Source organism: Kosakonia sp. ML.JS2a (assembly GCF_025642095.1).
Lineage (GTDB): Bacteria > Pseudomonadota > Gammaproteobacteria > Enterobacterales > Enterobacteriaceae.
In genome coordinates this window covers 3,813,396-3,837,296 of record NZ_CP106754.1, presented here as the reverse complement: position 1 = coordinate 3,837,296, position 23,901 = coordinate 3,813,396, and the positions used below count along the sequence as shown (strand labels likewise).

At 56.5% G+C, this 23,901-nt stretch carries 21 protein-coding genes; 7 read left to right on the top strand and 14 right to left on the bottom strand.

The features are described 5' to 3' along the window. Positions 1 to 105: 105 nt before the first annotated feature. From N7922_RS18240 to N7922_RS18225, 4 genes are all read left to right on the top strand, one after another. Positions 106 to 1,722: a methyl-accepting chemotaxis protein gene (locus N7922_RS18240; protein WP_263097649.1), complete on the top strand. Its 1,617-nt coding sequence runs from the start codon at positions 106 to 108 to the stop codon at positions 1,720 to 1,722. Between the two features lie 131 nt (positions 1,723 to 1,853). After that, positions 1,854 to 2,186 (top strand): helix-turn-helix domain-containing protein, encoded by a 333-nt coding sequence (locus tag N7922_RS18235; RefSeq protein ID WP_263097648.1) that lies wholly within the window; start codon positions 1,854 to 1,856, stop codon positions 2,184 to 2,186. A gap of 154 nt (positions 2,187 to 2,340) precedes the next feature. Continuing rightward, the gene (locus tag N7922_RS18230) at positions 2,341 to 3,033 is read left to right on the top strand and encodes a heavy metal response regulator transcription factor (RefSeq protein WP_263097647.1); all 693 of its coding nucleotides are present in this window, start codon (positions 2,341 to 2,343) and stop codon (positions 3,031 to 3,033) included. 38 nt (positions 3,034 to 3,071) lie between these two features. Beyond that, positions 3,072 to 4,418 (top strand): heavy metal sensor histidine kinase, encoded by a 1,347-nt coding sequence (locus N7922_RS18225; protein WP_263100946.1) that lies wholly within the window; start codon positions 3,072 to 3,074, stop codon positions 4,416 to 4,418. An 82-nt stretch (positions 4,419 to 4,500) separates the two neighbouring features. Here N7922_RS18225 and N7922_RS18220 read toward each other — a convergent pair whose 3' ends face one another. Continuing rightward, positions 4,501 to 4,755 (bottom strand): DUF1471 domain-containing protein, encoded by a 255-nt coding sequence (locus N7922_RS18220; protein ID WP_263097646.1) that lies wholly within the window; start codon positions 4,753 to 4,755, stop codon positions 4,501 to 4,503. Between the two features lie 179 nt (positions 4,756 to 4,934). Beyond that, positions 4,935 to 6,062, bottom strand: a complete 1,128-nt coding sequence (gene ompC, locus N7922_RS18215; RefSeq protein ID WP_061496898.1) for a porin OmpC — start codon at positions 6,060 to 6,062, stop codon at positions 4,935 to 4,937. A gap of 749 nt (positions 6,063 to 6,811) precedes the next feature. On the opposite strand from ompC, the gene N7922_RS18210 reads away from it, so the two are divergent. Then, positions 6,812 to 7,708, top strand: coding sequence for a LysR family transcriptional regulator (locus tag N7922_RS18210; RefSeq protein ID WP_263097645.1), 897 nt, complete (start codon positions 6,812 to 6,814; stop codon positions 7,706 to 7,708). On the opposite strand, the gene N7922_RS18205 is transcribed toward N7922_RS18210, so the two are convergent. The 11 genes from N7922_RS18205 to N7922_RS18155 form a co-directional block, all read right to left on the bottom strand. Further along, positions 7,709 to 8,944: an EAL and HDOD domain-containing protein gene (locus N7922_RS18205; RefSeq protein WP_263097644.1), complete on the bottom strand. Its 1,236-nt coding sequence runs from the start codon at positions 8,942 to 8,944 to the stop codon at positions 7,709 to 7,711. It lies immediately after the preceding gene. Positions 8,945 to 9,242: 298 nt separating this feature from the next. Then, entirely contained in the window at positions 9,243 to 10,526 is a 1,284-nt protein-coding gene (locus N7922_RS18200; RefSeq protein WP_263097643.1) for a Zn-dependent hydrolase, read from the bottom strand. Between the two features lie 25 nt (positions 10,527 to 10,551). Continuing rightward, positions 10,552 to 12,000 carry a dihydropyrimidinase gene (gene hydA / locus N7922_RS18195; RefSeq protein WP_263097642.1) on the bottom strand — a complete coding sequence of 483 codons (1,449 nt, stop codon included), beginning with the start codon at positions 11,998 to 12,000 and terminating at the stop codon, positions 10,552 to 10,554. A 29-nt stretch (positions 12,001 to 12,029) separates the two neighbouring features. Next, positions 12,030 to 13,334 (bottom strand): NAD-dependent dihydropyrimidine dehydrogenase subunit PreA, encoded by a 1,305-nt coding sequence (gene preA / locus N7922_RS18190; RefSeq protein ID WP_263097641.1) that lies wholly within the window; start codon positions 13,332 to 13,334, stop codon positions 12,030 to 12,032. Beyond that, a complete protein-coding gene (locus N7922_RS18185) occupies positions 13,327 to 14,721 on the bottom strand; it encodes an NAD(P)-dependent oxidoreductase (protein WP_263097640.1) in 1,395 nt (464 codons plus the stop codon). The genes preA and N7922_RS18185 overlap by 8 nt, the downstream gene beginning before the upstream one ends. Positions 14,722 to 14,937: 216 nt before the next feature. After that, the gene (locus N7922_RS18180) at positions 14,938 to 15,585 is read right to left on the bottom strand and encodes a TetR/AcrR family transcriptional regulator (protein WP_263097639.1); all 648 of its coding nucleotides are present in this window, start codon (positions 15,583 to 15,585) and stop codon (positions 14,938 to 14,940) included. Positions 15,586 to 15,627: 42 nt separating this feature from the next. Next, a complete protein-coding gene (locus N7922_RS18175; RefSeq protein WP_263097638.1) occupies positions 15,628 to 16,641 on the bottom strand; it encodes an ABC transporter substrate-binding protein in 1,014 nt (337 codons plus the stop codon). Between the two features lie 54 nt (positions 16,642 to 16,695). Continuing rightward, positions 16,696 to 17,772, bottom strand: coding sequence for an ABC transporter permease (locus N7922_RS18170; RefSeq protein WP_263097637.1), 1,077 nt, complete (start codon positions 17,770 to 17,772; stop codon positions 16,696 to 16,698). Beyond that, positions 17,772 to 18,668: an ABC transporter permease gene (locus N7922_RS18165; RefSeq protein WP_263097636.1), complete on the bottom strand. Its 897-nt coding sequence runs from the start codon at positions 18,666 to 18,668 to the stop codon at positions 17,772 to 17,774. The genes N7922_RS18170 and N7922_RS18165 overlap by 1 nt, the downstream gene beginning before the upstream one ends. After that, positions 18,658 to 19,497 (bottom strand): ABC transporter ATP-binding protein, encoded by an 840-nt coding sequence (locus N7922_RS18160; protein ID WP_263097635.1) that lies wholly within the window; start codon positions 19,495 to 19,497, stop codon positions 18,658 to 18,660. Before N7922_RS18160 ends, N7922_RS18165 begins: the two co-directional genes overlap by 11 nt. Before the next feature lie 503 nt (positions 19,498 to 20,000). Beyond that, positions 20,001 to 20,768: an SDR family NAD(P)-dependent oxidoreductase gene (locus N7922_RS18155; protein ID WP_263097634.1), complete on the bottom strand. Its 768-nt coding sequence runs from the start codon at positions 20,766 to 20,768 to the stop codon at positions 20,001 to 20,003. 181 nt (positions 20,769 to 20,949) lie between these two features. Between N7922_RS18155 and N7922_RS18150 the strand changes: the two genes are divergently transcribed. Both N7922_RS18150 and N7922_RS18145 read left to right on the top strand, forming a co-directional pair. Beyond that, complete coding sequence (locus N7922_RS18150; protein ID WP_263097633.1) at positions 20,950 to 22,287, top strand: aspartate aminotransferase family protein; 1,338 nt, start codon at positions 20,950 to 20,952, stop codon at positions 22,285 to 22,287. Positions 22,288 to 22,446: 159 nt separating this feature from the next. Next, the gene (locus tag N7922_RS18145) at positions 22,447 to 23,160 is read left to right on the top strand and encodes a GNAT family N-acetyltransferase (RefSeq protein WP_263097632.1); all 714 of its coding nucleotides are present in this window, start codon (positions 22,447 to 22,449) and stop codon (positions 23,158 to 23,160) included. Between the two features lie 35 nt (positions 23,161 to 23,195). Here N7922_RS18145 and N7922_RS18140 read toward each other — a convergent pair whose 3' ends face one another. Next, positions 23,196 to 23,900: an ABC transporter ATP-binding protein gene (locus tag N7922_RS18140; RefSeq protein WP_263097631.1), complete on the bottom strand. Its 705-nt coding sequence runs from the start codon at positions 23,898 to 23,900 to the stop codon at positions 23,196 to 23,198. Position 23,901: the final 1 nt, after the last annotated feature.

Genomic DNA, 23,901 nt, shown 5'->3' with positions numbered 1-23,901 from the left:
TTTCATATTTTCCGCGCAGGTTTGGGCTTCGTATAGTGAATCAGCACAGCCTGAACGCTCTTCGTTGGGGAACAGATGAAATAATACGAGGGATATATGCCAACCATGAAACCCATCTCTCTCGGTGCGCTATTGGGCACCGGATTTGCCGCCATCATTATTATTAGTTTTCTGGTCGCCTTTTTTGGTCGCAGCGCGTTGTTAAATACCAGCCAGCATATTGAGTATTACGAGAAATACCATCTGACTAACCTGCTGGCGATGCAGGAGCTGAAAGATACGCTCAACAACGCCACCAAAGCGACATTTATCATGGTGTTTCAGGATGACGCCGATAAGCAGGACGTGGAAGAGAAAGTGACCGTCGCGTCCATCACGCGGATTGAAGCGTTGATGGCGCAGTTGCAGCAAACGATTCAGGGCGCTGAGCTACAGCAGATGCTGGAGCAGGTCAAACAGCGCCAGACGGAGTACGTGGCGCTAGTGCGCCAGACCGTCAGTATGGCGAAAAACGGCCAGATGCTGGATTCGCAATCCATGGCGGTAGACAAACTCCAGCCGGCGCAGGCGGGCTTATTTGATGACATCTCAGCCATGATCGCCCGCCAGCAGGCCAGCACCACCTCGGCAGCGACCGCCACCACGGGCAGCGCCCGGACATCCGGCGATCTGTTGCTGGTCTTTGCAGCTATTGCAGCGCTGCTGGGCGTGGCGATTGCCTGGTTTGCCACCCGCTACATTAAACGGCAGCTTGGCGGGGAACCGGCCTATGCGTTGCGCGTGGTGCGCGATATTGCCGAAGGTAATCTGGCCGCCCGTGTGACGCTGGCGCCAGGGGATAGCCGCAGTCTGCTCGCCGGTATGGAGGAGATGCGCCAGAGCCTGAGCCGCATTGTTACCGAGGTTCGGGAAAGCAGCGAACTGATCTCCGACGGTGCCAGCGGTGTCGCGCTGGGCAGCGCCGACCTCAGTCAGCGCACCGAACAGCAGGCGGCCAGCCTGCAACAGACGGCAGCTTCAATGGAGCAAATCGGGCAGACCATTCGCCAGAATGCGGACACGGTACGCAGCACAAACCAGCAGGCCACCGCCGCCAGTGCGATTGCCGCCAAAGGCGGTGACGCGATTACGGACATTGTTCACACCATGGAAGAGATCAGCGACAGTGCGCGCAAAATCAGCGAAATCATTGCAGTTATCGACGGCATTACTTTCCAGACCAACATTCTGGCGCTGAATGCTGCCGTTGAAGCCGCGCGCGCAGGGGAGCACGGGCGGGGGTTTGCGGTCGTCGCAGGGGAAGTGCGCTCGCTGGCGCAGCGTTCCGCCACGGCGGCTAAAGAGATCAAAGGGCTTATTCAGGCCAGTCTGGAGCGGGTAGACAACGGTTCCGCGCTGGTGAATAACGCGGGCGAAACCATTGGCGAGCTGGTGCGGCAGTCGCACCAGGTGGCGGAAATGATCAACCAGATCGGTACCACCACCCAGGAGCAGGAACTGGGCGTGGGGCAGGTGAACGACGCCATTGCCCAACTGGATAAAGTGACCCAGCAAAACGCGGCGCTGGTGGGGGCATCTACCCAGGCGGTAGACAATCTGCGCGATCAGTCGCAGCATCTGGTCGAACTGATGAGCGTGTTTCGCACCGATCTACGGGGAACCGACGGCACGCCGCCCCGTCATGAACACGCCCGGCTGGTCTCCGCGCTGGCGGATGCCTGATCTCCCTGGACCTGCGCGGCCAGTGTGTCGCGTAGGTTTAACAATTCTGACAAAATTATCATTTTCGCGTCACTTTTGAGTAAGTATCCCTGCGTTAAGGTGGAAGCTCCTTTTGAAAGGAGGCTTCAATCATGGGTATGCAGCACGCAGTCATACATGAGATCCAGCAGTGGATTGATGACAACCTCGACCGACCGCTACGTATTGGCGACGTCGCCACGCGATCGGGCTATTCAAAATGGCACCTGCAACGCCTTTTCCAGCAAGTAATGCAGGTGCCGTTAGGCATCTATATTCGCAATAAGAAGCTGGAAAGCGCCGCACAGGAACTGATCAGCAGCGAAGCGTCGATCATGACCATCTCAACGAAATACGGTTATGACTCCCAGCAGACCTTTACCCGGACGTTTGCCCGCAAATACCACATGCCACCGGGCGTATGGCGGCGGCATCATCAGCAGTAACCCCCTGAACCGCGCGATATGTGATTAATCATTGGCTTATGTGCTGGTGTTAAAACACGAAAAAAATGTCAGCAAATTGTCAGCCCGCAGGCGCTAGAATCATGCCAGAGGTTGTGCTTACGGCAGGTGCCGAAACGTTGAAGGAGGCACGCAAATGAAGCTGCTGTTAATTGAAGATGAGGAGAAAACCTCCTCCTATATCAATCGGGCGTTAACTGAACAAGGGTTCACGCTGGATGTGGTGGCCCACGGGGGCGAAGGGCTGCATATGGCGCTGGAATATGATTACGACGCCATCGTGCTGGACGTGATGTTACCCGGTATGGACGGTTACCAGATCCTTGAACGCCTGCGCGCCAGCAAACAGACGCCGGTGTTAATGCTCTCCGCCCGGGGTTCGGTGGAAGAGCGGGTCAAAGGGCTGCGTCATGGCGCAGACGACTACCTTCCTAAACCGTTTTCCCTGATTGAACTGGTAGCGCGTATTCAGGCGCTGTTGCGTCGTCGTCCCGGCGATGGTGCCGATATCACCCAGTTGCACATTCACGATCTGCATCTCGACTTGCTGGCCAGGCGCGTAACGCGCGGCGGCGAGCGGCTGGAACTGACGGCGAAAGAGTATGCGCTGTTAAGCCTGCTGGCCCGCCACCAGGGCGAAATCTTGTCGAAGATGATGATTGCCGAACAGGTGTGGGACATGAACTTCGACAGCGACGCCAACGTGGTTGAAGTGGCGATCAAACGCTTGCGCGCGAAAGTCGATAACCCTTACCCGATCAAACTGTTACACACCGTGCGCGGCATGGGCTATGTGCTGGAAACCCGCCAGGAGAGCAAAGTAAGTTGATCTCTTTCTCGGTATTAAAACGATCGATTGCCGGGCGGATGGCGTTACTGTTCTCCGTGGCCTATGTCTTTGTGGTCATCACCTTTGGCGTGGTGCTGCGAAGTTCGCTGTATGAATCCCTGCAAAGCCAGATGCACAACGAATTGTTGTTTCGCGAGTCGCTCATGACGCCGTGGATCGAAAATCGCCACAACCTTGAGGGTTGGTCGACGCTGGAAGCGAAATTTACCACGCTCTCCACCTCGGAAGGCGGGCGGGTAAAATACTGGCTGTTGAGTAAAGACGCGCGCTTTGATATGGGCGGCCCGCCGCCAACTGGTGTGAACTGGGCATCGCTGAAAGACGGTTTTAGCACCGCACCCGGTAAAACGGAACTCTCCTGTCTGCTATTCCTTTACTCGCGTGAAATCCCGGCAAACGGCGAGCGCCCGGCGCTGCGTTATGTGGTGGCGATAGACTCCACGCCCTATATGGGCACGCTGTATGAATTTACCTGCACGCTGGTGATCATCAGCATTGTCGGGGTGATGTTTATTGCCCTGCTCGGGTATCTGATTGCCCGCAACGGCATGCGACCGGTCAATATGCTGAGCGAACAGGCGCAGCACCTGGCCCCCGGGAATCACGGGCAGCGCTTGCAAACCCGCACATTGCCGGATGAGCTGCAAGCGCTGGCGGTCTCCTTTAACGGCGCGCTGGAGCGCCAGGAAGTCGCCTGGCGGCAACTGGAGAGTTTTAACGCCGATGTCGCGCACGAACTGCGTACGCCACTCACCAATCTGATCGGGCAAACGCAACTGGGGCTGTCGCGCCCGCGTTCCGTTGCCGAGCTCCAGGATTTGCTGGAATCCAATCTTGAAGAACTGGAGCGCATGACCTCGATTGTTAACGACATGCTGTTTTTGTCGCACGCGCAGGCCGGGGAGCATGCGACCCAGTTAACGACCGTTTCCCTGCGGGAAGAGACCTATAAAACCTTCGAATACGTGGAACCCTCATTTGCGGAGAAAAACCTGCGTGTGCAGGTCGAAGGGGACGTGACGGCCTCTATCGATCGGCGCTTGTTCCACCGTTCGCTGGCGAATCTGCTGGAAAACAGCGCTCGTCATGCGCCGCCGGACAGTACGGTAATCGTCCGGCTGAACAGTGTCGATCACCATGCCAAGGTGGCGGTATCCAACGTCGGCGAAGCGATTGCCAGCGATCATCTGGCGCGCTTATTCGAACGTTTCTACCGTGTGGATGCATCCCGTACGCACAGCGATACCCACCACGGGCTGGGGCTGTCGATTGTCAGAGCGGTTGCCAATATGCACCGTGGCGATGTGTTCGCCAGCAGCCAGAATGGCATGAATACCTTTGGTTTTACCCTGTCGCTGGGCTAAGGCGATAATCAGGTTTTGCCCATCAACAAAAAGGCCGTAACGGGTTGCGTCACGGCCTTTTTTTTACACATTTTTCCGGCGGTTATTTATACAGCTCAGCCACGCCGAAATATTTGTCATCGCCACCGGCGGAAATGATTTTATAGCTGCTGGCGCCTTGTTGAGCCGCCTTTTTCGCCAGTTGATGTTGCACGTCGTGCAGGGTGTCGACGCCAGCAACGGAAACGCTGCCCATCGCGGTTAAACCCGTGTCGGTGGTCACTTCGCTGGCAGCCCAGGACGCTGTCGAGAAAATAACCATCAGTGTTGCGAAAACCTGTGCGTGTACTTTTTTCATTGTTACCACCTCATTATTTAATCGGGCCAGAACAGCCTCTGACGGAAGTCATTTTACCCCCCGGCGCTGACAATTCTCTGACGTGAAAATAACGAAGCTGTCAGATAACAAAACTAAACAATTCTTTGAATAAACAGAAACTATGCACGAGAAAAAGGCGGCTTGCGCCGCCTGTTTTTTTAGAACTGGTACACCATACCGACAGCGACAACGTCATCGGTGTTGATACCCGCAGCCTGGGTGAATGCACTGTCGTCAATCAGGTTGATTTTATAATCAACGAACATATTGAAGTTTTTGTTGAAATAGTACGTCGCACCTAAATCAACATACTTTTCGATGTCCTGATCGCCATAATTCGCACCCGCGGAATTAGATCCAATATTTTTACCTTTTAGTGCGTTATACGCGACAAAAGGCTGGAGACCAAAGTCGAACTGGTAGCTGGCATACGCTTCAAAAATCTGCGATTCGTTAGCATAACCATAAGCGCTGGTGGTATCGGACGAGCTACCAAAGCGTGAGGCGTTATAGGCCTGAGTAAACATGGCTGCCAAATAAATATTATTGGCATCGTATTTCAGTGCGCCGGAATAGGCTTCGGCGCGATCGCCATCACCGAGAATATTCGTGGCGGTATTCTGTTCCTGCGTGCGTTTCGCACTGGTCATGGCACCCACGACGCTGACGCCTGCGCCAATTTTATATTCCAGCGACATCCCATAACCGTCGCCATTCTGGCGCAGTACGTTACGTCCGGCACCGGATTCGCCATTGCCGTCATTTTTACCCTGATATTGCAGGGAGAAGTTCAGGCCGTCCACCAGTCCGAAAAAGTCGGTATTGCGGTAAGTCAGCATGCCGTTGCCGCGGCTGAACATAAACTGATCGGAGCCGTAGGTCATGCCGTCGAATTCCGGCTGCATGTCGGTATAACCCAGTGAGTCATACAAAATACCTTTGTTACGGCCATAATCGATGGAACCATAATTGGCGAATTTTAAACCAGCAAACCCATAACGGGTGCGCGGTGTATTGGTATCGCCTTCGGATTTATTGGCGTCAATATGCATCTGCCATTGGCCATAACCCGTTAATTGATCATTAATTTGCGTTTCGCCACGAAAGCCTAAACGCATATAAGTTTGGTCTCCATTCCAGCTGCTATTATCAGAAAAATAATGTTCAGCAGAGACTAAACCATATAAGTCTAACTTATTACCGTCTTTATTGTATATTTCTGCGGCCTGCACTGACGAGCACAGCACGGCAGCAGAGATCAACAGACTCAGTTGAGAAATTTTCATGTTAATAAACCCTTAGAGATTGCCACTGTTTTTTAATAGCAACAGAAATACGCCGCCATTTATGAAAATGGTTCATGGCTAATTCATGTTGTATGGCATTGTTTATCACCTGTAATTATGTGCTGTAAATCTTTAAATTGATTTTCGCACAGATTGATAAATATCCGATGTTATTTTTATGAACTTATTTAAAGCGCACAGATCGCTAATATCTTTGTGAGGTGGATCGGGTAATTTGAAACCGCTTTATTAACCTCATTGCATTTTTTTTGCTGTTTGTTGCCCGCTTTGTACCGCTCTTCGGGGGTAATTCCCCGGTTTTTATTGGCAGAATGTGCGATTAAATTTGCAGGGGTAGTTGATGGCTTTAATTAAATGAATGTCGTGGATGTTTAATTACTAAATATCCGCCGCTGCTGCATGGGAATTTTAATGATTGAATATTGGCTGGAAGAGATAGCAATACCGGGAAAACTGACGTGGCGATATCGATGATTCGGCAGCATCATCGTCAACGCACCGAAGTCAATAATAACGGTGTGAACGCAACGATTAAGCGGTTTTATTAATTAAGGCTATGAGCGTCATTCATTAATAAGAGACAAAACGCGACTGCCGTCCTGAAAAGACGTGAAATCTCTCATAGATGGAGCGGGTTTATTCCCGGATTAGTGAGTTTTATACATATATTTAATGCCAGTTGGCGTGTAGCATAAAGTGTATTGCCGTTGCCTGAAAAAGAGACCGCCATGCTAAAAGATAATTTTAACGATCTGTTTTATTTAATTGTGGTGGCGCGGGAGCGTAGCTTTACCCGTGCAGCCGCAAAATTAGGCGTGTCACAGTCGGCGTTAAGCCATGCTATTCGCGGTCTGGAGGAGCGCCTGCAGGTCAGATTACTGACGCGCACCACTCGCAGCGTTGCCCCCACAGACGCGGGGGAGGCGTTAATCACGAGCATCAGTCCGCGGTTTCAGGAGATTGAGGAACAACTGATTATGCTGACCGACCGCAGCGATCGTGTTGCGGGCAATATTCGCATTACTCTCGGTGAGCATGCGCTTCATTCTACGGTGTGGCCTGCGCTGAAACCTTTTTTAACCACCTACCCGGACGTCAACGTGGAATTCACCATCGACAATGCCCTTACGGATATTGTCAGCGGGCGTTTTGACGCTGGCATCAGGCTGGGCGAACAGGTGGCCAAAGACATGGTGGCGGTGCGTATCGGCCCTGACTGGCGCATGGTGGTGGTCGGGTCGCCGGACTATTTCGCCCGTCACGGTAAGCCGCAAACCCCGCATGAATTGCAGCATCACAACTGTATTAATATGCGGCTCCCCACGCTTGGCGGGCTGTATGTATGGGAATTTTCCAAAAACGGGCAACCCCTTCGCGTGCGGGTAGAGGGGCAGCTTACGTTTAACAACCTGGCATCACGGGTGGATGCCGCCATCAGCGGTATGGGGCTGGCGCTGGTGCCGGAAGATTGCGTTGCCGGGGCGCTGTCACAAGGCCGACTTGAGACGGCGCTGGAGGCATGGTGCGAACCCTTTCAGGGCTATTTTCTCTATTACCCGAGCCGTCGGCAGCACACCGCCGCTTTTGCCCATCTGATTGATGCACTGCGCTATCCGGCGCAGTGATTAAGCAGCGTTGGTCGGGATATCGTTGGTCCACTTGGTGGCGAGTTTGATCAGTTCCGCTACCACGCTGCGGTTGAATCCCAGGCGGTGCCCCAGAGCGCTGACCTCTTCCCACTTGTGGTTTTCATACAACTCAACCAGATGCAGATAGGGGTAAAGCGGGCCTTTTTTCTCTTTCAGCGCCATCGTTACGCTCACGGAAATGTCTATCTGGCCGATCAGGTCCGCCATCGGCATTTCAAAGATGCTATCGAGTTGGGAAAACAGCCCGACGATGAAGGCGTCATCGGAAGAGTGACGGCCGACAGAGCGTGCAGACGCCAGTTCGCAGAACTTTGCCCGCACCAGGCTTTGATGGTAAATGTCGTCGGTTTTTTCTTTGTTGACGGAGGTCAGGCAGGAGACCAGCACAAAACGACGCACCTCATTCGCACCAAGATAAAAAATAATGTCCTTTAGCGACTGACTGCGGAAATTTTTCACCCCACGGGCGTTAAAGACAATATTTTGCGCATAGCGCATAATTTTGAACGACAGCGCCAGATCCTGCTTGAGCAGCGCTTCGATTTTGCCGAAATCCGGTGAGTCTGCATTTACCTCTTTCATCAGCCTTAAGGTAATCGACTGGTTCTGAATCAGCTTATTCGCGGAGTGGATCACCGGCTTACTGAAAAAATGCCCCTGAAACAACGTGCAGCCCATATTGCGGTAACACTCATACTCTTCCTGCGTTTCCACTTTTTCTGCCAGAAACACCGTGTCTTTCAGCAGCTCGCCTTTGCTGGCGATATAACCGCTAATCTCTTCGGGCGTATTCAGCCGGACGTCGAATTTAATAATGCTGACATAGGGTAAAAACGCATTCCAGGTCTCGCCCAATTCAAAATCATCCAGCGCAATGCGAAAGCCGTGGGCATAGAGCTTTTTCACCGTACTCAGCAGCAGAGGCGTGGGTTCAGCGGTTTCCAGAATTTCCACAATCACGCGATCTTTCGGCAGCGTTTCCGCCATGCCCTGCACCAGCAGCTCATAGGGAAAGTTAACAAAGATGGCGCTGTACTCTTTCAGGCGGCCCAATGGCGCGCCAAGAAACTGCTCAACAATGATTTGGGCAGTCGCGTACTCCGGAGTAACGTCAGGGAACCGGTTCGTCATGCTATCTCTGAACAACAGTTCATAGCCGACTGTGTTCATATTTTCATCAAAAATCGCCTGACGGGCGACAAACGAGAACATTCGCTACTCCACTCCACAGATGCCTGCAAATCTCAAAACCCGGGTAATGCGCTAACCTGAACCGGTCAACCTTCATTATTTTTATTCAGGGTCAAATGGAAGCCTGGACGAAAATAACGAAGACGCAAGTCGGACTTAGGGAAGGCAGTATCTTTTGTAAACTTCTGAAGAATTTAAGTCAAATTCCGCAGGTGCGAATAATACATATTTACGCTGTTTTTTGGTAACTTTTGACAATGTGCGCAAAAAAATAACCCGGCTGCATGCAACCGGGTGAGGGGGTGGTGAAGCGGGGATCTTAGCGGGTGACGACGCCTGCACTTTCCAGCATGGCATGGAGCAGAATATTCGCCCCGGCGGTGACCTGTTCCGGCGACGAATATTCAATCTCGTTATGGCTGATGCCGTCTTTGCAGGGAATGAAAATCATACCGGTGGGGGCCAGCATACTCATATATACCGCGTCATGCCCGGCGCCGGAAACAATGTCCATATGCGAATAGCCCAGTTGCTGCGCTGCCCGGCGCACCGCGTCTTTACACTCAGGGTGGAAGGGGGCGGCGGGGTAGTGCGACACCAGCTTCAGTTCTATGCTCAGCCCGGTTTCCCCGGCAAGCTGCTGAATAAAGGTTTTCAGGGCGGCATCCATCTCATCGACCGCTGCATCGGTCATATTGCGAAAATCAATGGAGAACTTCACACTACCGGGCACCACGTTACGGCTGTTGGGATGGACCTGCACCATGCCCACTGTACCGCGTCCGTGGGGTGCCGAAGCGTTAGCGATGGCGATCACCTCCTGCATGATGCGCGTAGAGACTTGCAGCGCATCCTGGCGCATTGCCATCGGGGTCGGCCCGGCGTGAGACTCCATCCCGGTAACGATGCAGTCGTACCAGCGGATCCCCAGCACCGCCTGCACCACGCCGATGGCGATATCCTGATCTTCGAGAATCGGACCCTGTTCAATATGCGCCTCAAAATACGCGCCAATCGGGTGTTGCCCCGGTCGGGCCTCGCCGGCGTAGCCAATCCGCAACAACTCTTCTTCGACCGTTTTACCTTCGGTATCCGTTGCTGCATAGGCGACCTCCAGCGGAAAGATCCCGGCAAAGACGCCGGAGCCCATCATTACCGGGACAAAGCGCGATCCCTCTTCGTTGGTCCAGAACACCATCTCTACCGGTGCCTCTGTTTCAATGGCGTTATCGTTAAGGGTGCGGATTACTTCCAGCGCGGATAACACGCCAAAGTTGCCGTCGAATTTCCCGCCCGTTGGTTGGGTATCGATGTGGCTGCCCGCCACGATCGGCGGCAGGGCGTTGTTGCGTCCGGGGCGGCGCATAAAGACGTTGCCGATTTGGTCAATCTCAACCGACAGCCCGGCGGCCTTGCCCCAACTGATGACCAAATCGCGGCCCTGTTTGTCGAGATCGGTCAGCGTCAGGCGGCAACAACCGCCTTTCGGCGTTGCGCCAATTTGCGCCAGATCCATCAGCGATTGCCACAGGCGCTCGCCATTAATACGGAGATCGCAGATATCCGTTTTATAGGGTGTTGTGGAGATCACTTCGCTGCTCATCGTCTTCCTCCTCGCTTAACATCGATTAACGGGCTACGGCCTGCGGGGCGCGCTGGCGCTCCCATGCTGCAGCGGCGCTGAAGTCCGGGCCAAAGGGCGGCCTTTTGATATAGCGTCCGGCCCCTTCGCGGGCGCGCAGTTCGCCGTCTGCCCACACCACCACGCCCTGGCTGATGGTATAAGCAGGCACGCCGGTGACCACGCGGCCTTCAAAGATATTGAAATCGTTACGTGAATGGTGGCTGCTGGCGGACAGCGTTTTACTGCCTTGCGGGTCCCACAGCACCAGGTCGGCATCCGCCCCCGGCGCAACACATCCCTTGCGGGGATAGATATTGAACAACCGGGCGGTATTGGCCGAGGTGATGGCGACAAACTCGCTTGGGGTCAGGCGACCGCTATTAACACCGGCATCCCACAGCACGGCCATACGCTCCTCCACGCCGCCGCAGCCGTTGGGGATCTTGCTGAAGTTATCGAGACCGGCGGCTTTCTGGCTGGCGCAGAAGGTACAGTGGTCGGTGGCGGTGGTGTGTAACTGGCCGGATTGCAAACCGTGCCATAGCGCAGCCTGGTGTGATTTATCGCGGAACGGCGGGCTCATCACGTGCGCGGCGGCAAACGAAAAATCCGGATGACGGTACACGCTGTCGTCGATCACCAGATGCCCGGCCAGCACTTCGCCATAAACCCGCTGTCCGCGGCCGCGTGCGCGGGCAATCGCTTCGGCGGATTCCCGGCAGGAAACATGCACCACATAAATCGGTACGCCCATAATACTGGCGACGGTGATGGCGCGATTGGCGGCTTCTCCTTCCACCTCCGGCGGGCGCGAGAGTGGGTGCGCTTCCGGGCCGGTGATCCCCTGTTTTAGCATCTCCTGTTGCAGTAACCAGACCATTTCACCGTTTTCCGCATGCACTGTGGGCATAGCCCCCAGTTCCAGGCAGCGGCGGAAGCTGTTCATCAGCGTTTCGTCATTGCACATGATGGCGTTTTTATAGGCCATAAAGTGTTTAAAACTGTTTACGCCTTCCTGCTGCACCAGCGTGCCCATATCCTGACGCACGCTTTCGTCCCACCAGGTGATGGCGACATGAAAGCTGTAATCGGCGGCGGCCTTTTCCGCCCAGCCGCGCCACTGCTGATAGGCCTCCATCAGCGGCTGCTGTGGATTGGGGATCACGAAATCGATAATCGTCGTGGTGCCGCCCGCCAGCGCAGCGGCCGTTCCGCTGTAGAAGTCATCCACGGTGGTGGTGCCCATAAACGGGAAGTTCATATGGGTGTGCGGGTCAATGCCACCGGGCATCACATACAGGCCTCCGGCATCGACGGTTTCGGTCATTGCAGGCAGCTCCCAGAGCGAGGCATCGCCCACTGCGGCCACCATACCGTCAACGCACAACACATCCGCCCGACGCTGGTGGTCGGCATTGACCACCGTGCCGCCTTTAATCAACAGATTACGCATTCTTGTCTCCTTATCGCTTAACCCCGGTTTTACGCGGTGGTCGCCATCGGGTTGTTGGGATGGGTTGTCCAGTTGGCATACTGGTCGGATACGATATGGCCGGTACGGCTGTCCACCTCGCCAGGTTGCAGGTGACGCAATGAAATGCAGTTTTCCACCGGGCAGATCGAGGCGCAGAGGTTGCAGCCAACGCAATCTTCCTCACGCACTTCAAAGTGGCGCTCGCCATTCTTCTGCGTCGAAATGGCCTGGTGCGAGGTGTCCTCGCACACCAGATGGCAGCGCCCGCATTTGATGCAACTGGCCTGATCGATAACCGCTTTATCGACATGATTGAGGTTCAGATAGCGCCAGTCGGTGACGCTTGGTAACGCCATACCGCGAAAATCCTCCAGCGTGCGAAACCCTTTCTCATCCATGTAGTTTTCCAGGCCGCTTATCATGTCGCGCACAATCTGGAAGCCGTGCACCATCACCGCCGTACAGACCTGCACCGTGCCGCAGCCCAACGCAATAAACTCTGCCGCATCGCGCCAGGTGGAAATGCCGCCAATGCCGGAAATCGGCAGCCCGCGCGTGGCGGCGTCGCGGCCAATTTCCGACACCATATTCAGTGCGATGGGTTTGACCGCCGGACCGCAATACCCGCCGTGCGATCCCTGGTTGCCGGTGTGCGGGGTCATTAACATCTGGTCGAGATCGACCCCCATGACCGAACTGATGGTATTGATCAGCGACACCGCATCCGCGCCGCCGGCTTTCGCCGCCCGCGCCGGATAGCGAATATCGGTGATATTGGGCGTCAGTTTGACGATCACCGGCAGACGGCAATAGTGTTTGCACCAGCGGGTGACCATCTCGATGTACTCCGGCACCTGGCCTACTGCCGCGCCCATCCCGCGTTCGCTCATGCCGTGCGGGCAACCAAAATTCAGCTCAATGCCGTCTGCGCCGGTGGCTTCAACCTGCGGCAGGATCCATTTCCACGCCTCCTCTTCGCAGGGCACCATGATGGAGACCACCACGGCGCGATCGGGCCAGCGCTGTTTGATGCGGGTGATCTCTTCGAGGTTGATGTCCAGTGTGCGATCGGTGATTAACTCAATATTATTCAGTCCCAGGATGCGGCGATCGTGACCGCGCAGGGTGCTGTAACGCGGTCCGCTGACGTTAACCACATGCGGATCGATCCCGAGGGTTTTCCAGACCACGCCGCCCCAGCCGGCCTGGAAGGCGCGCTCCACGTTGTACTCTTTGTCAGTGGGCGGCGCAGAGGCCAGCCAGAACGGGTTAGGACTCTGGATACCGAGAAAATTGCTGTGCAAATCAGCCATGGGAAGACTCCTGAAACAGTGTGGCGTTAGCGGCGTCGCTTTGTGGAATAGCCAGCGCCAGCGCAATCGAACGGGCAGCGGCTTTGCCCTGTTTAACGGCATCCACCGTCAAATCCAGTCCACCGGCGCAGCAGTCGCCGCCCGCCCATACGCCGGGCAGTGATGTGCGACCGCTTTCGTCGGTGGCAATGCGCCCCTGAAGAAGTTGAATGCCTGAGGTGGGCTGCGGATCGTAGTGCTGGCCGATGGCTTTTAGCGCCATATCGGCGGCGAGGGTGAAGGTTTCACTGCTGGCGATCGCGCCTTGCGCCGTGGGGTGCATGACCGAGAAGGTGACGCCGGTGAGCTGGTTTCCAACCTGTTCAAAACGCAGCGGGGCTGCCCAGTGACGCAGCGTAACCCCGCACTGTCTGGCCCACTGCTGCTCTTTGTCGGACGCTTTCATGTCTGCTTCGCCCCGGCGGTAGACCAGCGTGACTTCGCGCGCGCCCAGTTTTTTCGCCTGCACGGCGGCATCCACCGCGGTCATACCGCCGCCGATCACCACCACGCTGCGGCCGATCGGGAGCTGACTGAGATCCGCGCACTGGCGCAGTTCGGCAATAAAGTCCACCGCCTCGCGTACGCCTTGCGGTTCTGGCGCGTCGCCGTCGAGCGCATTGACGCCCGCCAGCCCGAGACCGAGAAACACCGCGTCATAGCGATCACGCAACTGAGACAAGGTGATGTGCTGCCCGAGGCGGACACCGGGGTGCAGGGTGATGCCGCCGACTGACAGCAGCCAGGCCACTTCCTGTGCCGGAAAATCATCCGTCACTTTGTAACGCGCCAGACCGTACTCGTTAAGGCCACCGGCTTTGGGGCGAGCATCGAACAGATCTATCTCATGCCCGGCCAGCGCCAGGTGGTGGGCGACGGTCAGCCCGGCCGGTCCTGCACCGACAATAGCAACGCGTTTACCGCTGCTGGCGGCGCGACTGAACAGCGGCTTGCCGGGTGCGGCGAAATAGCTGTCGGTGGCGTAACGCTGTAGCCGGGCAATATCCAATGGGCGGCCATCCTGCGCATTGCGCACACAGGCCTGCTCACAGAGTGTTTCCGTTGGGCAGACGCGGGAGCAAGTGCCGCCAAGGACATTGGCCCGCAGGATCACCTCTGCTGCGCCGCGATCGTTACCCTGCGCAATACGCTGGATAAAGCTCGGCACATCGATCTCCGCCGGGCAGGCGCGCGTGCAGGGGGCGTCAAAACAGTAGTAGCAACGTTCAGCTTCAATCACCGCCTGAACGGGCGAGAGCGGCGGGGTACAGTCGGCGAAGGCCTGGGTGAACTCCGCGGGCGTCTGTCGGCCAGAGCAGATCCCCGGCGTATCGAGTGTAGTCATCATGCCTCCTGAATAATCCTGACCAGATGGTTAAGTTTTCCCGGATAACCATGCTATTTGTGTGCCATTTTGGCGAAGCCGGAAAATCAGTGTGTTGAGACGTACTGCGCTCGATTGATCGTCACTTTTTGGTGCATACTGCCCATTTTTGGACGATGTTTGCTACATTTAGCAGCAAGGTTGCTGCTGGGGGATCCAGCTTTTTGTCTGGGGCGTGAATTATTCCAGACCGCACATCCGCCAGACGCTGCTTAACACGTGCGCCGTGGCGCGAGCCTGTGCGGCTTCGCTTGCCGGATCTTCACCGGAGACAGCGGCGATTTGGATATCGAAATCGGCGTAGGTTTGCGTCATCGACCAGACGGTAAAGAAGAAGTGGGTGGTATCCAGCGCGCGCAGTTGCCCTTGCGCTATCCAGCCATCCAGAATGCGCGCCTTCTCCGCCACCAACTGGCGTAAGTCTGTTTTCAGTAACGGGTGGACCACGGGCGCACCCTGCAGGATCTCATTGGCAAACAGTTTGGACGCGGCCGGGCGGTTGAAGCTAAAGCTGATTTTCCGCCTGACGTACCCGGCAATGGCGGTTTTCGGATCGGCCTGAGCGCAGATCCCCTCCAGCGGCGAGAGCCAGTCATCAAGGATATTTTCCAGCACCCGCAAATAGAGGTTTTGCTTGTTGCCGAAGTAGTAGTGCAGATTGGCTTTCGGCAGGGCAGCGGCATCCGCAATTTGTTGCATGGTTGCGCCGCGAAAACCAAAACGGGCGAACACGCGCTCCGCGGCGGGCAGAATAATGGCTTCGTTATCCTGGCGGATGCGCCCCTTTTCCGCGGTGTCTGCCACGTTACCGGGCTGAACTTCATTCATGACGTGCGTCCTTCAATAAGCCGCCATCCCTGGCGGAACGGATTATTTCAGTTTTGCCGCCGCATCCCAGACGGTATGGGTCATACCGGCATCGCCGGGATCTTTCTTAATCACTGGCGTATCGCCACCGCTGTGCAGCAGCACGTCGATGGTGCGGCGATAAGCGGCTGGATCGAGATAACCGATTTTTGCTGTGCCAGCGTTGGTGATGAGCTTCGCCACGTTTTCCATCTGGCGGGTTTGCACCTCTTCGGTTGCCGCGCCGGACGCATCCTGCTCAACGACGATTTTCGCCGCTTCCTGCGGGTGTTTCACCGCGTAGTCCCAGCCCTTAAATGAGGCTTTCAGGAACTTCGCCATTTTGTTGACGAACGCCGGATCTTTCAGCTCGGAACCCAGCACATACAGACCATCTTCCAGCGTGGAGACGCCCTGGTCTTCATACGGGAAGCTGATTAATTCCTCCTGTTTCAACCCGGCGTCGATCAACTGCCAGTACTCGTTGTAGTTCATGGTGGAGATACAGGCGGCCTGATCCTGCAACAGCGGATCGACATTGAAGCCCTGTTTCAGGATGGTGATATCTTTTCCGGGTTTGAAGCCGAGCTTGTTCATCCAGTTAAAGAACGGGTACTCGTTGCCGCCGTACCAGACGCCAAGCGTTTTCCCTTTCAGGTCGGCCGGGGTTTTGATGCCGGTGGATTTTTTACAGGTCAGCATCATCCCGGAGCGATCGTACACCTGGGCGATGTTGACCAGCGGTACGCCCGCTTCGCGCGAGGCCAGCGCATCCGGCAGCCAGTCGACGATCACATCCGCCGATTTACCGGCAATCACCTGTACGGGGGAAATGTCGGTACCACCGGGTTTAATGGTGACATCCAGCCCCTCTTCCTGATAGAACCCTTTCTGCTGTGCAACGTAATAACCGGCGAATTGCGACTGCGGCAACCACTTCAGTTGCAGCGTCACTTTCTCTGCGGCCGTTGCCTGAAATGCCAGAACCGACAGTGCCGCCAGCAACACACCCCGGCGAAAAGCGAAACCTTTTATCATTAGATAACTCCTCGGGTTAATGAGCCTGTAAACGTGCTAATCATCATGTTGTTTTTACTTTTCCAACGCGTTCCCACGCAGCGTGGGGTGCCAGAAATTGACGCGGCGGTCGAGGCGCGCCAGCAGGCTGTAAAACAGCGAACCGGCAACGGACGCCACCACAATCGCCGACCACACCACCGGCATATGCATGCGCGCCGATTCGGTGGAGATACGAAAACCCAGTCCGGCGGTGGGTGAACCGAAAAACTCGGCCACAATGGCGGTAATCAGCGACAGGGTGGCGTTCACTTTCAGGGCGCTGAAAATAAACGGCATCGCCGCAGGCAGGCGTAACGCCAGCAGGCGCTGACGGGGCGTGGCGGCATAGCAGTACATCAGCTCCTGCTCCAGCTTGCCGCTGGCCTTTAACCCGGCAAGGGTGCTGACCAGTGCCGGAAAGAAGGTCACCAGCACCACCACCGCGGCTTTTGACGGCCAGTCAAAACCAAACCACATCACCGCAATCGGTGCGACGCCCACCAGCGGCACGGTGCTGGTGAGGTTGGCGACCGGCAGCAAGCCGCGCTGTAAAAATGGCAATCTGTCGATCAACAGCGCCACGCCGATGCCCAGACCGCTGCCGAGCAGGTAACCCACCAGCACGGATTTGATGACGGTTTGCAGCACATCGCCCGCCAACAATGCGGCGCTGTCCACCAGCGCGGCGAGAATGTCGAGCGGGGCGGGCAGGATCACCTGCGGCACGGCAAAACCGGTGACCAGAATTTGCCAGAACCACAATAACCACAGGCCGAGCAGTGCCGCCACCGCGCCAGCGGGGACCGGCGCGCGCGCCAGTCGCTGCACGCTGACCACCGCCAGCAATGCCAGCGCACACAGGGTGAGCCCGTGAAGCGGTAGCCACGCCAGACACAGCGCGCTGACGCTCAATGCGGCGACAAACACCCCGGCGCGCAGGGCGCTAACGGTCAGTGAACACGCTGCCAGCGCGCTGAGTACCAGTAAGGCGTTAATGCTGATCAGCGGCACAGACACTGCCGCCGTGCGGGTAAGCTGGATCAGCGACAGCATCAGTAACAGCAGTGCGCCAACCAGCAATACGGTTCCCGGGATTGCGTAACGTTTCATCATCCCCCCTTGCGCTGGCGCATCACCAGCCGTTCCGTCAGCGTTACCAGCCCGGTTAACGCCAGCCCAAGCAGCGACGCCATCACCAGCGCCGACCAGATTTGCAGGGTATTGCCGTAATACGAACCGGTTAGCAGCCGCGCCCCCAGTCCCGCCTGCGCGCCGGTGGGCAATTCCGCCACCATGGTGCCAACCAGGCCGCTGGCAATCGCGACACGAAACGCAGGAAACAGATACGGCAACGAAGAGGGCAGGCGCACCATCCAGAAAATATCCAGCCGCCGTGCCGCGTAAGTGTGCACCAGCTCCATCTCCATTTTTTGCGGCGAGCGCAACCCCTGCACCGTGGCGATGGTGACCGGGAAAAAGCACAGGTACATAGCGATGGTGGCCTTCGGCAACAGACCGGTAATGCCCACGCTGCCGAGAATGATCAGCACAATGGGGGCAATGGCCAGCACCGGAATGGTTTGCGAAGCGACAATCCACGGCAGCAGGGCTTTATCCAGCGTGCGGGAATGCACAATGCAAATCGCCAGCAGCACCCCCAGCACGATGCCCATCGCAAACCCGGTCAGCGCGGCGCTGGCGGTGACCCAGGTGTGTAATAACAGGTTGCGCGGCGAGGTCAGCGACCATTGCGTGATGCTGTTCCAGATGTCGATCACAATCTGGTGCGGCGCGGGCAACAGCGGGCGGGAGGCATTGAGGGCGGCGGTGAGCAGATCGCTGCTGGTCCATGCACCGCGTGGCGTCAGTACCCGCTCAATCACTCCCGGCGCATTGAGTGCAAAGGCCAGCAGATACCACAGCGCCAGGGCCGCCAGCATAACGCTGCCGACTGGCAGCGCGCTTTGCAGTACGCGTCGGTGAACGGCGCTAGCGTTAATGTTCATGGTGGCCCTCCACCAGCGCTTCGCGCACTTCCTGCGCCAGTTGCAAAAAGGCGGGCGTATTGCGAATGGCCAGGTCGCGCCGGGCGGGCAGCGGGGAGTCAATCACTTTCACAATGCGACCCGGGCGCGGTGACATCACCACAATCTTGGTCGACAGGTAAACGGCCTCTGAAATGGAGTGGGTAACAAACACCATGGTGCGCTGCTCGTTAAACCACAGTTGCTGGAGCTGCTGGTTCAGGTTGTCGCGGGTGAGCTCGTCCAGCGCGCCAAACGGTTCGTCCATCATCAGGATTTTCGGCTCGAAGCCCAGCGCACGGGCGATAGAAACCCGTTGCTGCATGCCGCCGGAGAGCTGCCACGGGTATTTTTTCTCAAACCCTTTCAGCCCCACCCTGGCGAGTTGCTCACGGGCGATCTCATCGCAACGCTCGGGCGGTACGCCGTGGATCTGCAACGGCAATTTCACATTTGCCAGCACGGTGCGCCACGGCAGCAGCACCGGAGCCTGAAACACGTAGCCGTATGCTCCTGCCTGGCGCGCCTCTGACGGTGACATATCATTCACCCGCAGCTCACCGGAGGTGATCGGCTCCAGATCGGCAATGGTGCGCAGTAAGGTTGTTTTGCCGCAGCCGGACGGGCCAATAAAGGAGACAAACTCCCCCTGGCGGATGGTCAGATTAATATCGTTTAACGCGTGCACCGGCTGGTCAGCCGCCGGGTAGATCACATTGGCCTGACTGACCGTAATAACGGGTCGCGCCGTGGCGCTGGTGGGTTTTAACGACACCAGCACCGATTCTTCAGCAAACATCGACTGGCTCATCCTGCTCCCCTGTTTTTTGACTAACTGGTTAGGTTTCTTTTCTCCATGCCATTTTTGTGCCAGGGGTGATGTTGCCGGGTTTTAGTGGTTTTTGTCGGCATTTTTACCGATAAGTTTGATCAGTTTGGTGCAGATGGCGACATGTTTGCTTTGTGGTGGGGCAGCGGGAGAGAAAAAGCAGAGAAGTGCAGCATAAAAAGCCTGTTCGTGCGGCGTTAGTGACAGAACGCACATGCCGCTGTGGCAGCAAAAGGGAAAGCATGATCCCTATCATAAATCTCAAAAAGGAGTGCTCCCGCCTGTTGTCAGGACTATTCCGATGGACTATTGTGGTTTTGCCTCAATACAGAGCTAACACCACCACAAAGTGAGTGCCGGAGATAAGCGCCGGGCGGGGTAAGAAGTTTTGAACACTTTGGGAAAAAAATAAAACATCAGGCCCTGGCATTTGCCGGGGCGTTTTATTTTTGGCCCCTCCTGAACGCAAAAGGGGCAAAGGCAACTCAATCCCTGTCGATGGCGAACGGCTGCCAGGCCTGACGCACCGGCATCACTTCCACGCGGTTGATATTCATATGGTCCGGCAGGGTGGCGATGTAAAACATCTGCTCTGCAATATCCAGCGCGCTAAGCGGCGTGGTGCCGCGGTATAAATTATCTGACGCAGTCTGATCGCCTTTGGTGCGCACCAGCGTAAATTCCGTTTCCGCAATACCTGGCGCAAGGTCGGTTACCCGCACGCCGGTTCCCAGTAAATCACAGCGCAGGTTATAGCTAAATTGCTTCACAAACGCTTTGGTGGCGCCATACACATGGCTGCCGGGGTATGGCCATTGTCCGGCAATCGAACCGATATTGATGATTGACGCGCCCGCGCCATGTTTAATCAGCGTCGGCAACAATGCATGGGTCACATTCACCAGCCCGGTGACGTTGGTATCGATCATGGTCTGCCAGTCTTCCAGATCCACACGCTGTGCCGGTTGCGGGGAGAGCGCCAGCCCGGCGTTATTGATCAGGGCGGTGATATCCGCAAACGCGGCGGGCAGGGAGGCGACGGCGTTTTTCACCGCATCTTTGTCGCGGACGTCCAGCTCAATAATGTGCACCGGGACTTTGCTGTGTAACTGCTCTTTTAAACGTTCAAGACGCGCCAGACGACGCCCGCTCAGCACCAGTGACCAGCCCGCGTCGGCAAAGACCTGCGCTGCCGCTTCGCCAAATCCGGACGTTGCGCCGGTAATAAACACCACTTTCGTTGCTTCAGTCATCTTCATCTCCTGTGCCGGTTGTTGCGCCACTATAAAAACCCCGGCCTGCACCAGACAGAGCCAGTTGCCAGCAAACGGTGTGACACGTGTGTCACATATCGCCAACACGACTGGCTCTACCCGCGAAAGAAGGGCGCGCCGCATGATGCAGTCAACAACAACGGCATGAAAGGAGCAGGATATGAAACTGGCACTTCAGAGCGAGATGGCGATAACCAATGACGACGTGCGTCAACTGGACCGGTCGTATGTGTTTCATTCATGGTCGATGCAGGGCAACCTCAATCCGATGGTGATCGCCGGCGCGAAAGGCTGTGAATTGTGGGATTACGACGGCAACACGTACCTCGATTTCAGCAGCCAGCTGGTGAACGTCAACATTGGTTACCAGCATCCCCGCGTGCTGGCGGCAATGAAAGCCCAGCTTGAAGAACTGGTGACCATTGCCCCGGCCACCGCCAACCTGGCGCGCGGCGAAGCGGCGAAGCGCATTGTTGAACTGGCGCCGGAAGGCTTCAGTAAGGTTTTTTTCACCAACGCCGGGGCAGATGCCAATGAAAACGCCATCCGCATGGCGCGGATGTACACCGGACGCGACAAAGTCTTCTCCGCCTATCGTTCCTATCACGGCAATACCGGCAGTGCGATTGCCGCAACCGGCGACTGGCGTCGCGTGCCAAACGAATATTCGCGTGGGCATGTGCACTTTTTTAACCCCTATCTCTACCGCAGCGAGTTTAATGCCACCAGCGAAGCAGAAGAGTGCGAACGCGCGCTGGCGCATTTGCGTCGGATGATTGAGTGCGAGGGGCCAACGTCTATCGCCGCCATTCTGCTGGAGTCCATTCCGGGGACGGCGGGGATTCTGGTGCCGCCAGCGGGCTATATGCAGGGCGTTCGCGCGCTGGCGGATGAGTTTGGCATTGTGTTGATCCTCGATGAAGTGATGGCCGGTTTTGGTCGCACCGGTAGCTGGTTCGCGTTTGAACAGGATGGCGTGGTGCCGGACCTGATCACCTTTGCCAAAGGGGTTAACGCCGGTTATGTCCCGGCGGGCGGCGTACTGATTTCTGAGCCGATTTCACACTACTTTGACGATCACTTCTTTGCCGGGGGGCTGACCTATTCCGGCCATCCGCTGGCGATGGCCGCGGTTGTCGCCACGATTGATGCAATGAAAGAGGAAAAGGTGGTGGAGAACGCCGCCTCCGTGGGCAACGGCGTACTGCGACCAGGGCTGGACGCGCTGGCGGCGAAACACCCGCTGATTGGCAATGTGCGCGGTCGCGGTATGTTCCAGGCCATGGAACTGGTAAGCGACAGGAAAAATAAAACGCCGCTGGCGGCAACGGATATGGCGGCGATCAAAACGGCGCTGACCCAGGCCGGGGTGTTGAGTTTTGTGGTGGAAAACCGCATTCACGTGGTGCCGCCCTGCACCATGAGCGCGGAAGAAGTGACACGCGGTTTGGCCATTTTTGACCGGGTTTTGTCTCAATTTGGCAATCTTGCGCGTTAATTCAGTCGGCGTCAGGTATTCCTGACGCCTTGTCTGGTCAGTCCTCTGATTTCAAAAGCATTTTTTAACAAAAACCCCCAATTTTTAGCACTGTCTTCCGCCGCGTTCTCCTGATAAAACATCTTTTTTACATTTATCTTTTTTGCCTGGGAGAGAAACGTGCCGGAACTGAATCACTATGGTCAATATGTAGGCAATGCGCTGCCCCACTGGAACGGCGTACAACCGTTGCCGCAGAGCGTATTACAAGGGCGTTATTGTCGGCTGGAGCCGCTGGATGTCAGGGTACATACCCCGCACCTGCTGCACGCCTATTCGCAGGCGGAGGATGACAGCGACTGGACCTGGCTGGCAGGCGTCCGCCCGGATGACGTGGACAGTATGGCGCGTTGGGTGATTGGCAAGATGATCGACAAATCCGTGCACCCTTTCGCGGTGGTGGATGCTGCGACAAACCGCGCCGTTGGGGTGATTGCCTGGCTGGCGAACAATACGCAAAATGGCACGGTGGAGATCGGTCATGTGACCTGGTCGCCGCTGATGAAAAAGAGCGTGCTGGGCACCGAAGCCGTCTGGCTGATGCTGCGCCACGCCTTCGCCTGCGATTACCGCCGCGTAGAGTGGAAATGCGACACGTTGAACATGGCGTCACGCCGCGCCGCAGAACGCCTGGGCTTCACCTGGGAAGGTTGTTTCCGCCAGCATATGGTGCGTAAAGGGCGTAACCGCGATACCGACTATTTGTCGATGCTGGATAGCGAATGGCCGCAACGCGATGCTGCCATTTCCGCCTGGCTCAGCGCCAGTAATTTCGATAATCAGGGCCAGCAGAAACAGACTCTCGCCACCTGCTTTGCGAATTTGTCTCCCTGACACCAACGGCATCGGCCTGTTCCGGTGCCGTCTCTCTACGCCATGCGATGTTCGCCGCGTCGCAGCGCATCCCGGTCAAAAAAACGTGCAATCACGCCCCCTGCCATAAACGCCGCCCGGTCTGACATATGGGCAATCACATCCGCATCATGACTGACCAGCAGGTAACTCATCCCGTGTTGTTGTTTAAGACGGTTCAGCAGGTTGAGGATCTCCGCCTGTACCGACATATCCAGCGCCGATGTGGGTTCATCCAGCAGCAGAATTTTCGGTTGCAGCAACAACGCCCGGGCGATAGCCACACGCTGGCGTTGCCCGCCGGAAAGCTGATGCGGGTAACGGCGTGCGGCATCCGCAGGCAGCCCCACCTGCTCAAGGGCGCTGCTCACCCGCGTCTCCACCTCTTTCTCGCCGTGGATTGTCAGCGGCTCCGCCAGGGTGCGGTAGAGTGTGTGATTAGGGTGCAGCGACGCCCAGGGATCCTGAAACACCATCTGCACATTACGCCGCAGCGCCCCTTGATAACGTGTACCGGCTTTGATGGGCTCGCCAAACAGCGACATCGCGCCTTGCCACTCACGCTGCAAGCCTGCCAGTACGCGCAGTAAGGTGGACTTGCCGCAGCCCGATGCGCCAATCAGGCTGAATGTTTCCCCCTGATTGACCTGGAAACTGGCCCCCGAGACCACCGTTTTGTCGCCAAAGGCAACCTGCACATTGTGCATCTCAATAACTGTCATG

Coding starts and splice junctions, on each gene's coding strand:
- N7922_RS18240 (WP_263097649.1), top strand. CDS start 106: ATGAAACCCATCTCTCTCGGTGCGCTATTGGGCACCGGATTTGCCGCC.
- N7922_RS18235 (WP_263097648.1), top strand. CDS start 1,854: ATGGGTATGCAGCACGCAGTCATACATGAGATCCAGCAGTGGATTGAT.
- N7922_RS18230 (WP_263097647.1), top strand. CDS start 2,341: ATGAAGCTGCTGTTAATTGAAGATGAGGAGAAAACCTCCTCCTATATC.
- N7922_RS18225 (WP_263100946.1), top strand. CDS start 3,072: ATGGCGTTACTGTTCTCCGTGGCCTATGTCTTTGTGGTCATCACCTTT.
- N7922_RS18220 (WP_263097646.1), bottom strand. CDS start 4,755: ATGAAAAAAGTACACGCACAGGTTTTCGCAACACTGATGGTTATTTTC.
- ompC (WP_061496898.1), bottom strand. CDS start 6,062: ATGAAAATTTCTCAACTGAGTCTGTTGATCTCTGCTGCCGTGCTGTGC.
- N7922_RS18210 (WP_263097645.1), top strand. CDS start 6,812: ATGCTAAAAGATAATTTTAACGATCTGTTTTATTTAATTGTGGTGGCG.
- N7922_RS18205 (WP_263097644.1), bottom strand. CDS start 8,944: ATGTTCTCGTTTGTCGCCCGTCAGGCGATTTTTGATGAAAATATGAAC.
- N7922_RS18200 (WP_263097643.1), bottom strand. CDS start 10,526: ATGAGCAGCGAAGTGATCTCCACAACACCCTATAAAACGGATATCTGC.
- hydA (WP_263097642.1), bottom strand. CDS start 12,000: ATGCGTAATCTGTTGATTAAAGGCGGCACGGTGGTCAATGCCGACCAC.
- preA (WP_263097641.1), bottom strand. CDS start 13,334: ATGGCTGATTTGCACAGCAATTTTCTCGGTATCCAGAGTCCTAACCCG.
- N7922_RS18185 (WP_263097640.1), bottom strand. CDS start 14,721: ATGATGACTACACTCGATACGCCGGGGATCTGCTCTGGCCGACAGACG.
- N7922_RS18180 (WP_263097639.1), bottom strand. CDS start 15,585: ATGAATGAAGTTCAGCCCGGTAACGTGGCAGACACCGCGGAAAAGGGG.
- N7922_RS18175 (WP_263097638.1), bottom strand. CDS start 16,641: ATGATAAAAGGTTTCGCTTTTCGCCGGGGTGTGTTGCTGGCGGCACTG.
- N7922_RS18170 (WP_263097637.1), bottom strand. CDS start 17,772: ATGAAACGTTACGCAATCCCGGGAACCGTATTGCTGGTTGGCGCACTG.
- N7922_RS18165 (WP_263097636.1), bottom strand. CDS start 18,668: ATGAACATTAACGCTAGCGCCGTTCACCGACGCGTACTGCAAAGCGCG.
- N7922_RS18160 (WP_263097635.1), bottom strand. CDS start 19,497: ATGAGCCAGTCGATGTTTGCTGAAGAATCGGTGCTGGTGTCGTTAAAA.
- N7922_RS18155 (WP_263097634.1), bottom strand. CDS start 20,768: ATGACTGAAGCAACGAAAGTGGTGTTTATTACCGGCGCAACGTCCGGA.
- N7922_RS18150 (WP_263097633.1), top strand. CDS start 20,950: ATGAAACTGGCACTTCAGAGCGAGATGGCGATAACCAATGACGACGTG.
- N7922_RS18140 (WP_263097631.1), bottom strand. CDS start 23,900: ATGACAGTTATTGAGATGCACAATGTGCAGGTTGCCTTTGGCGACAAA.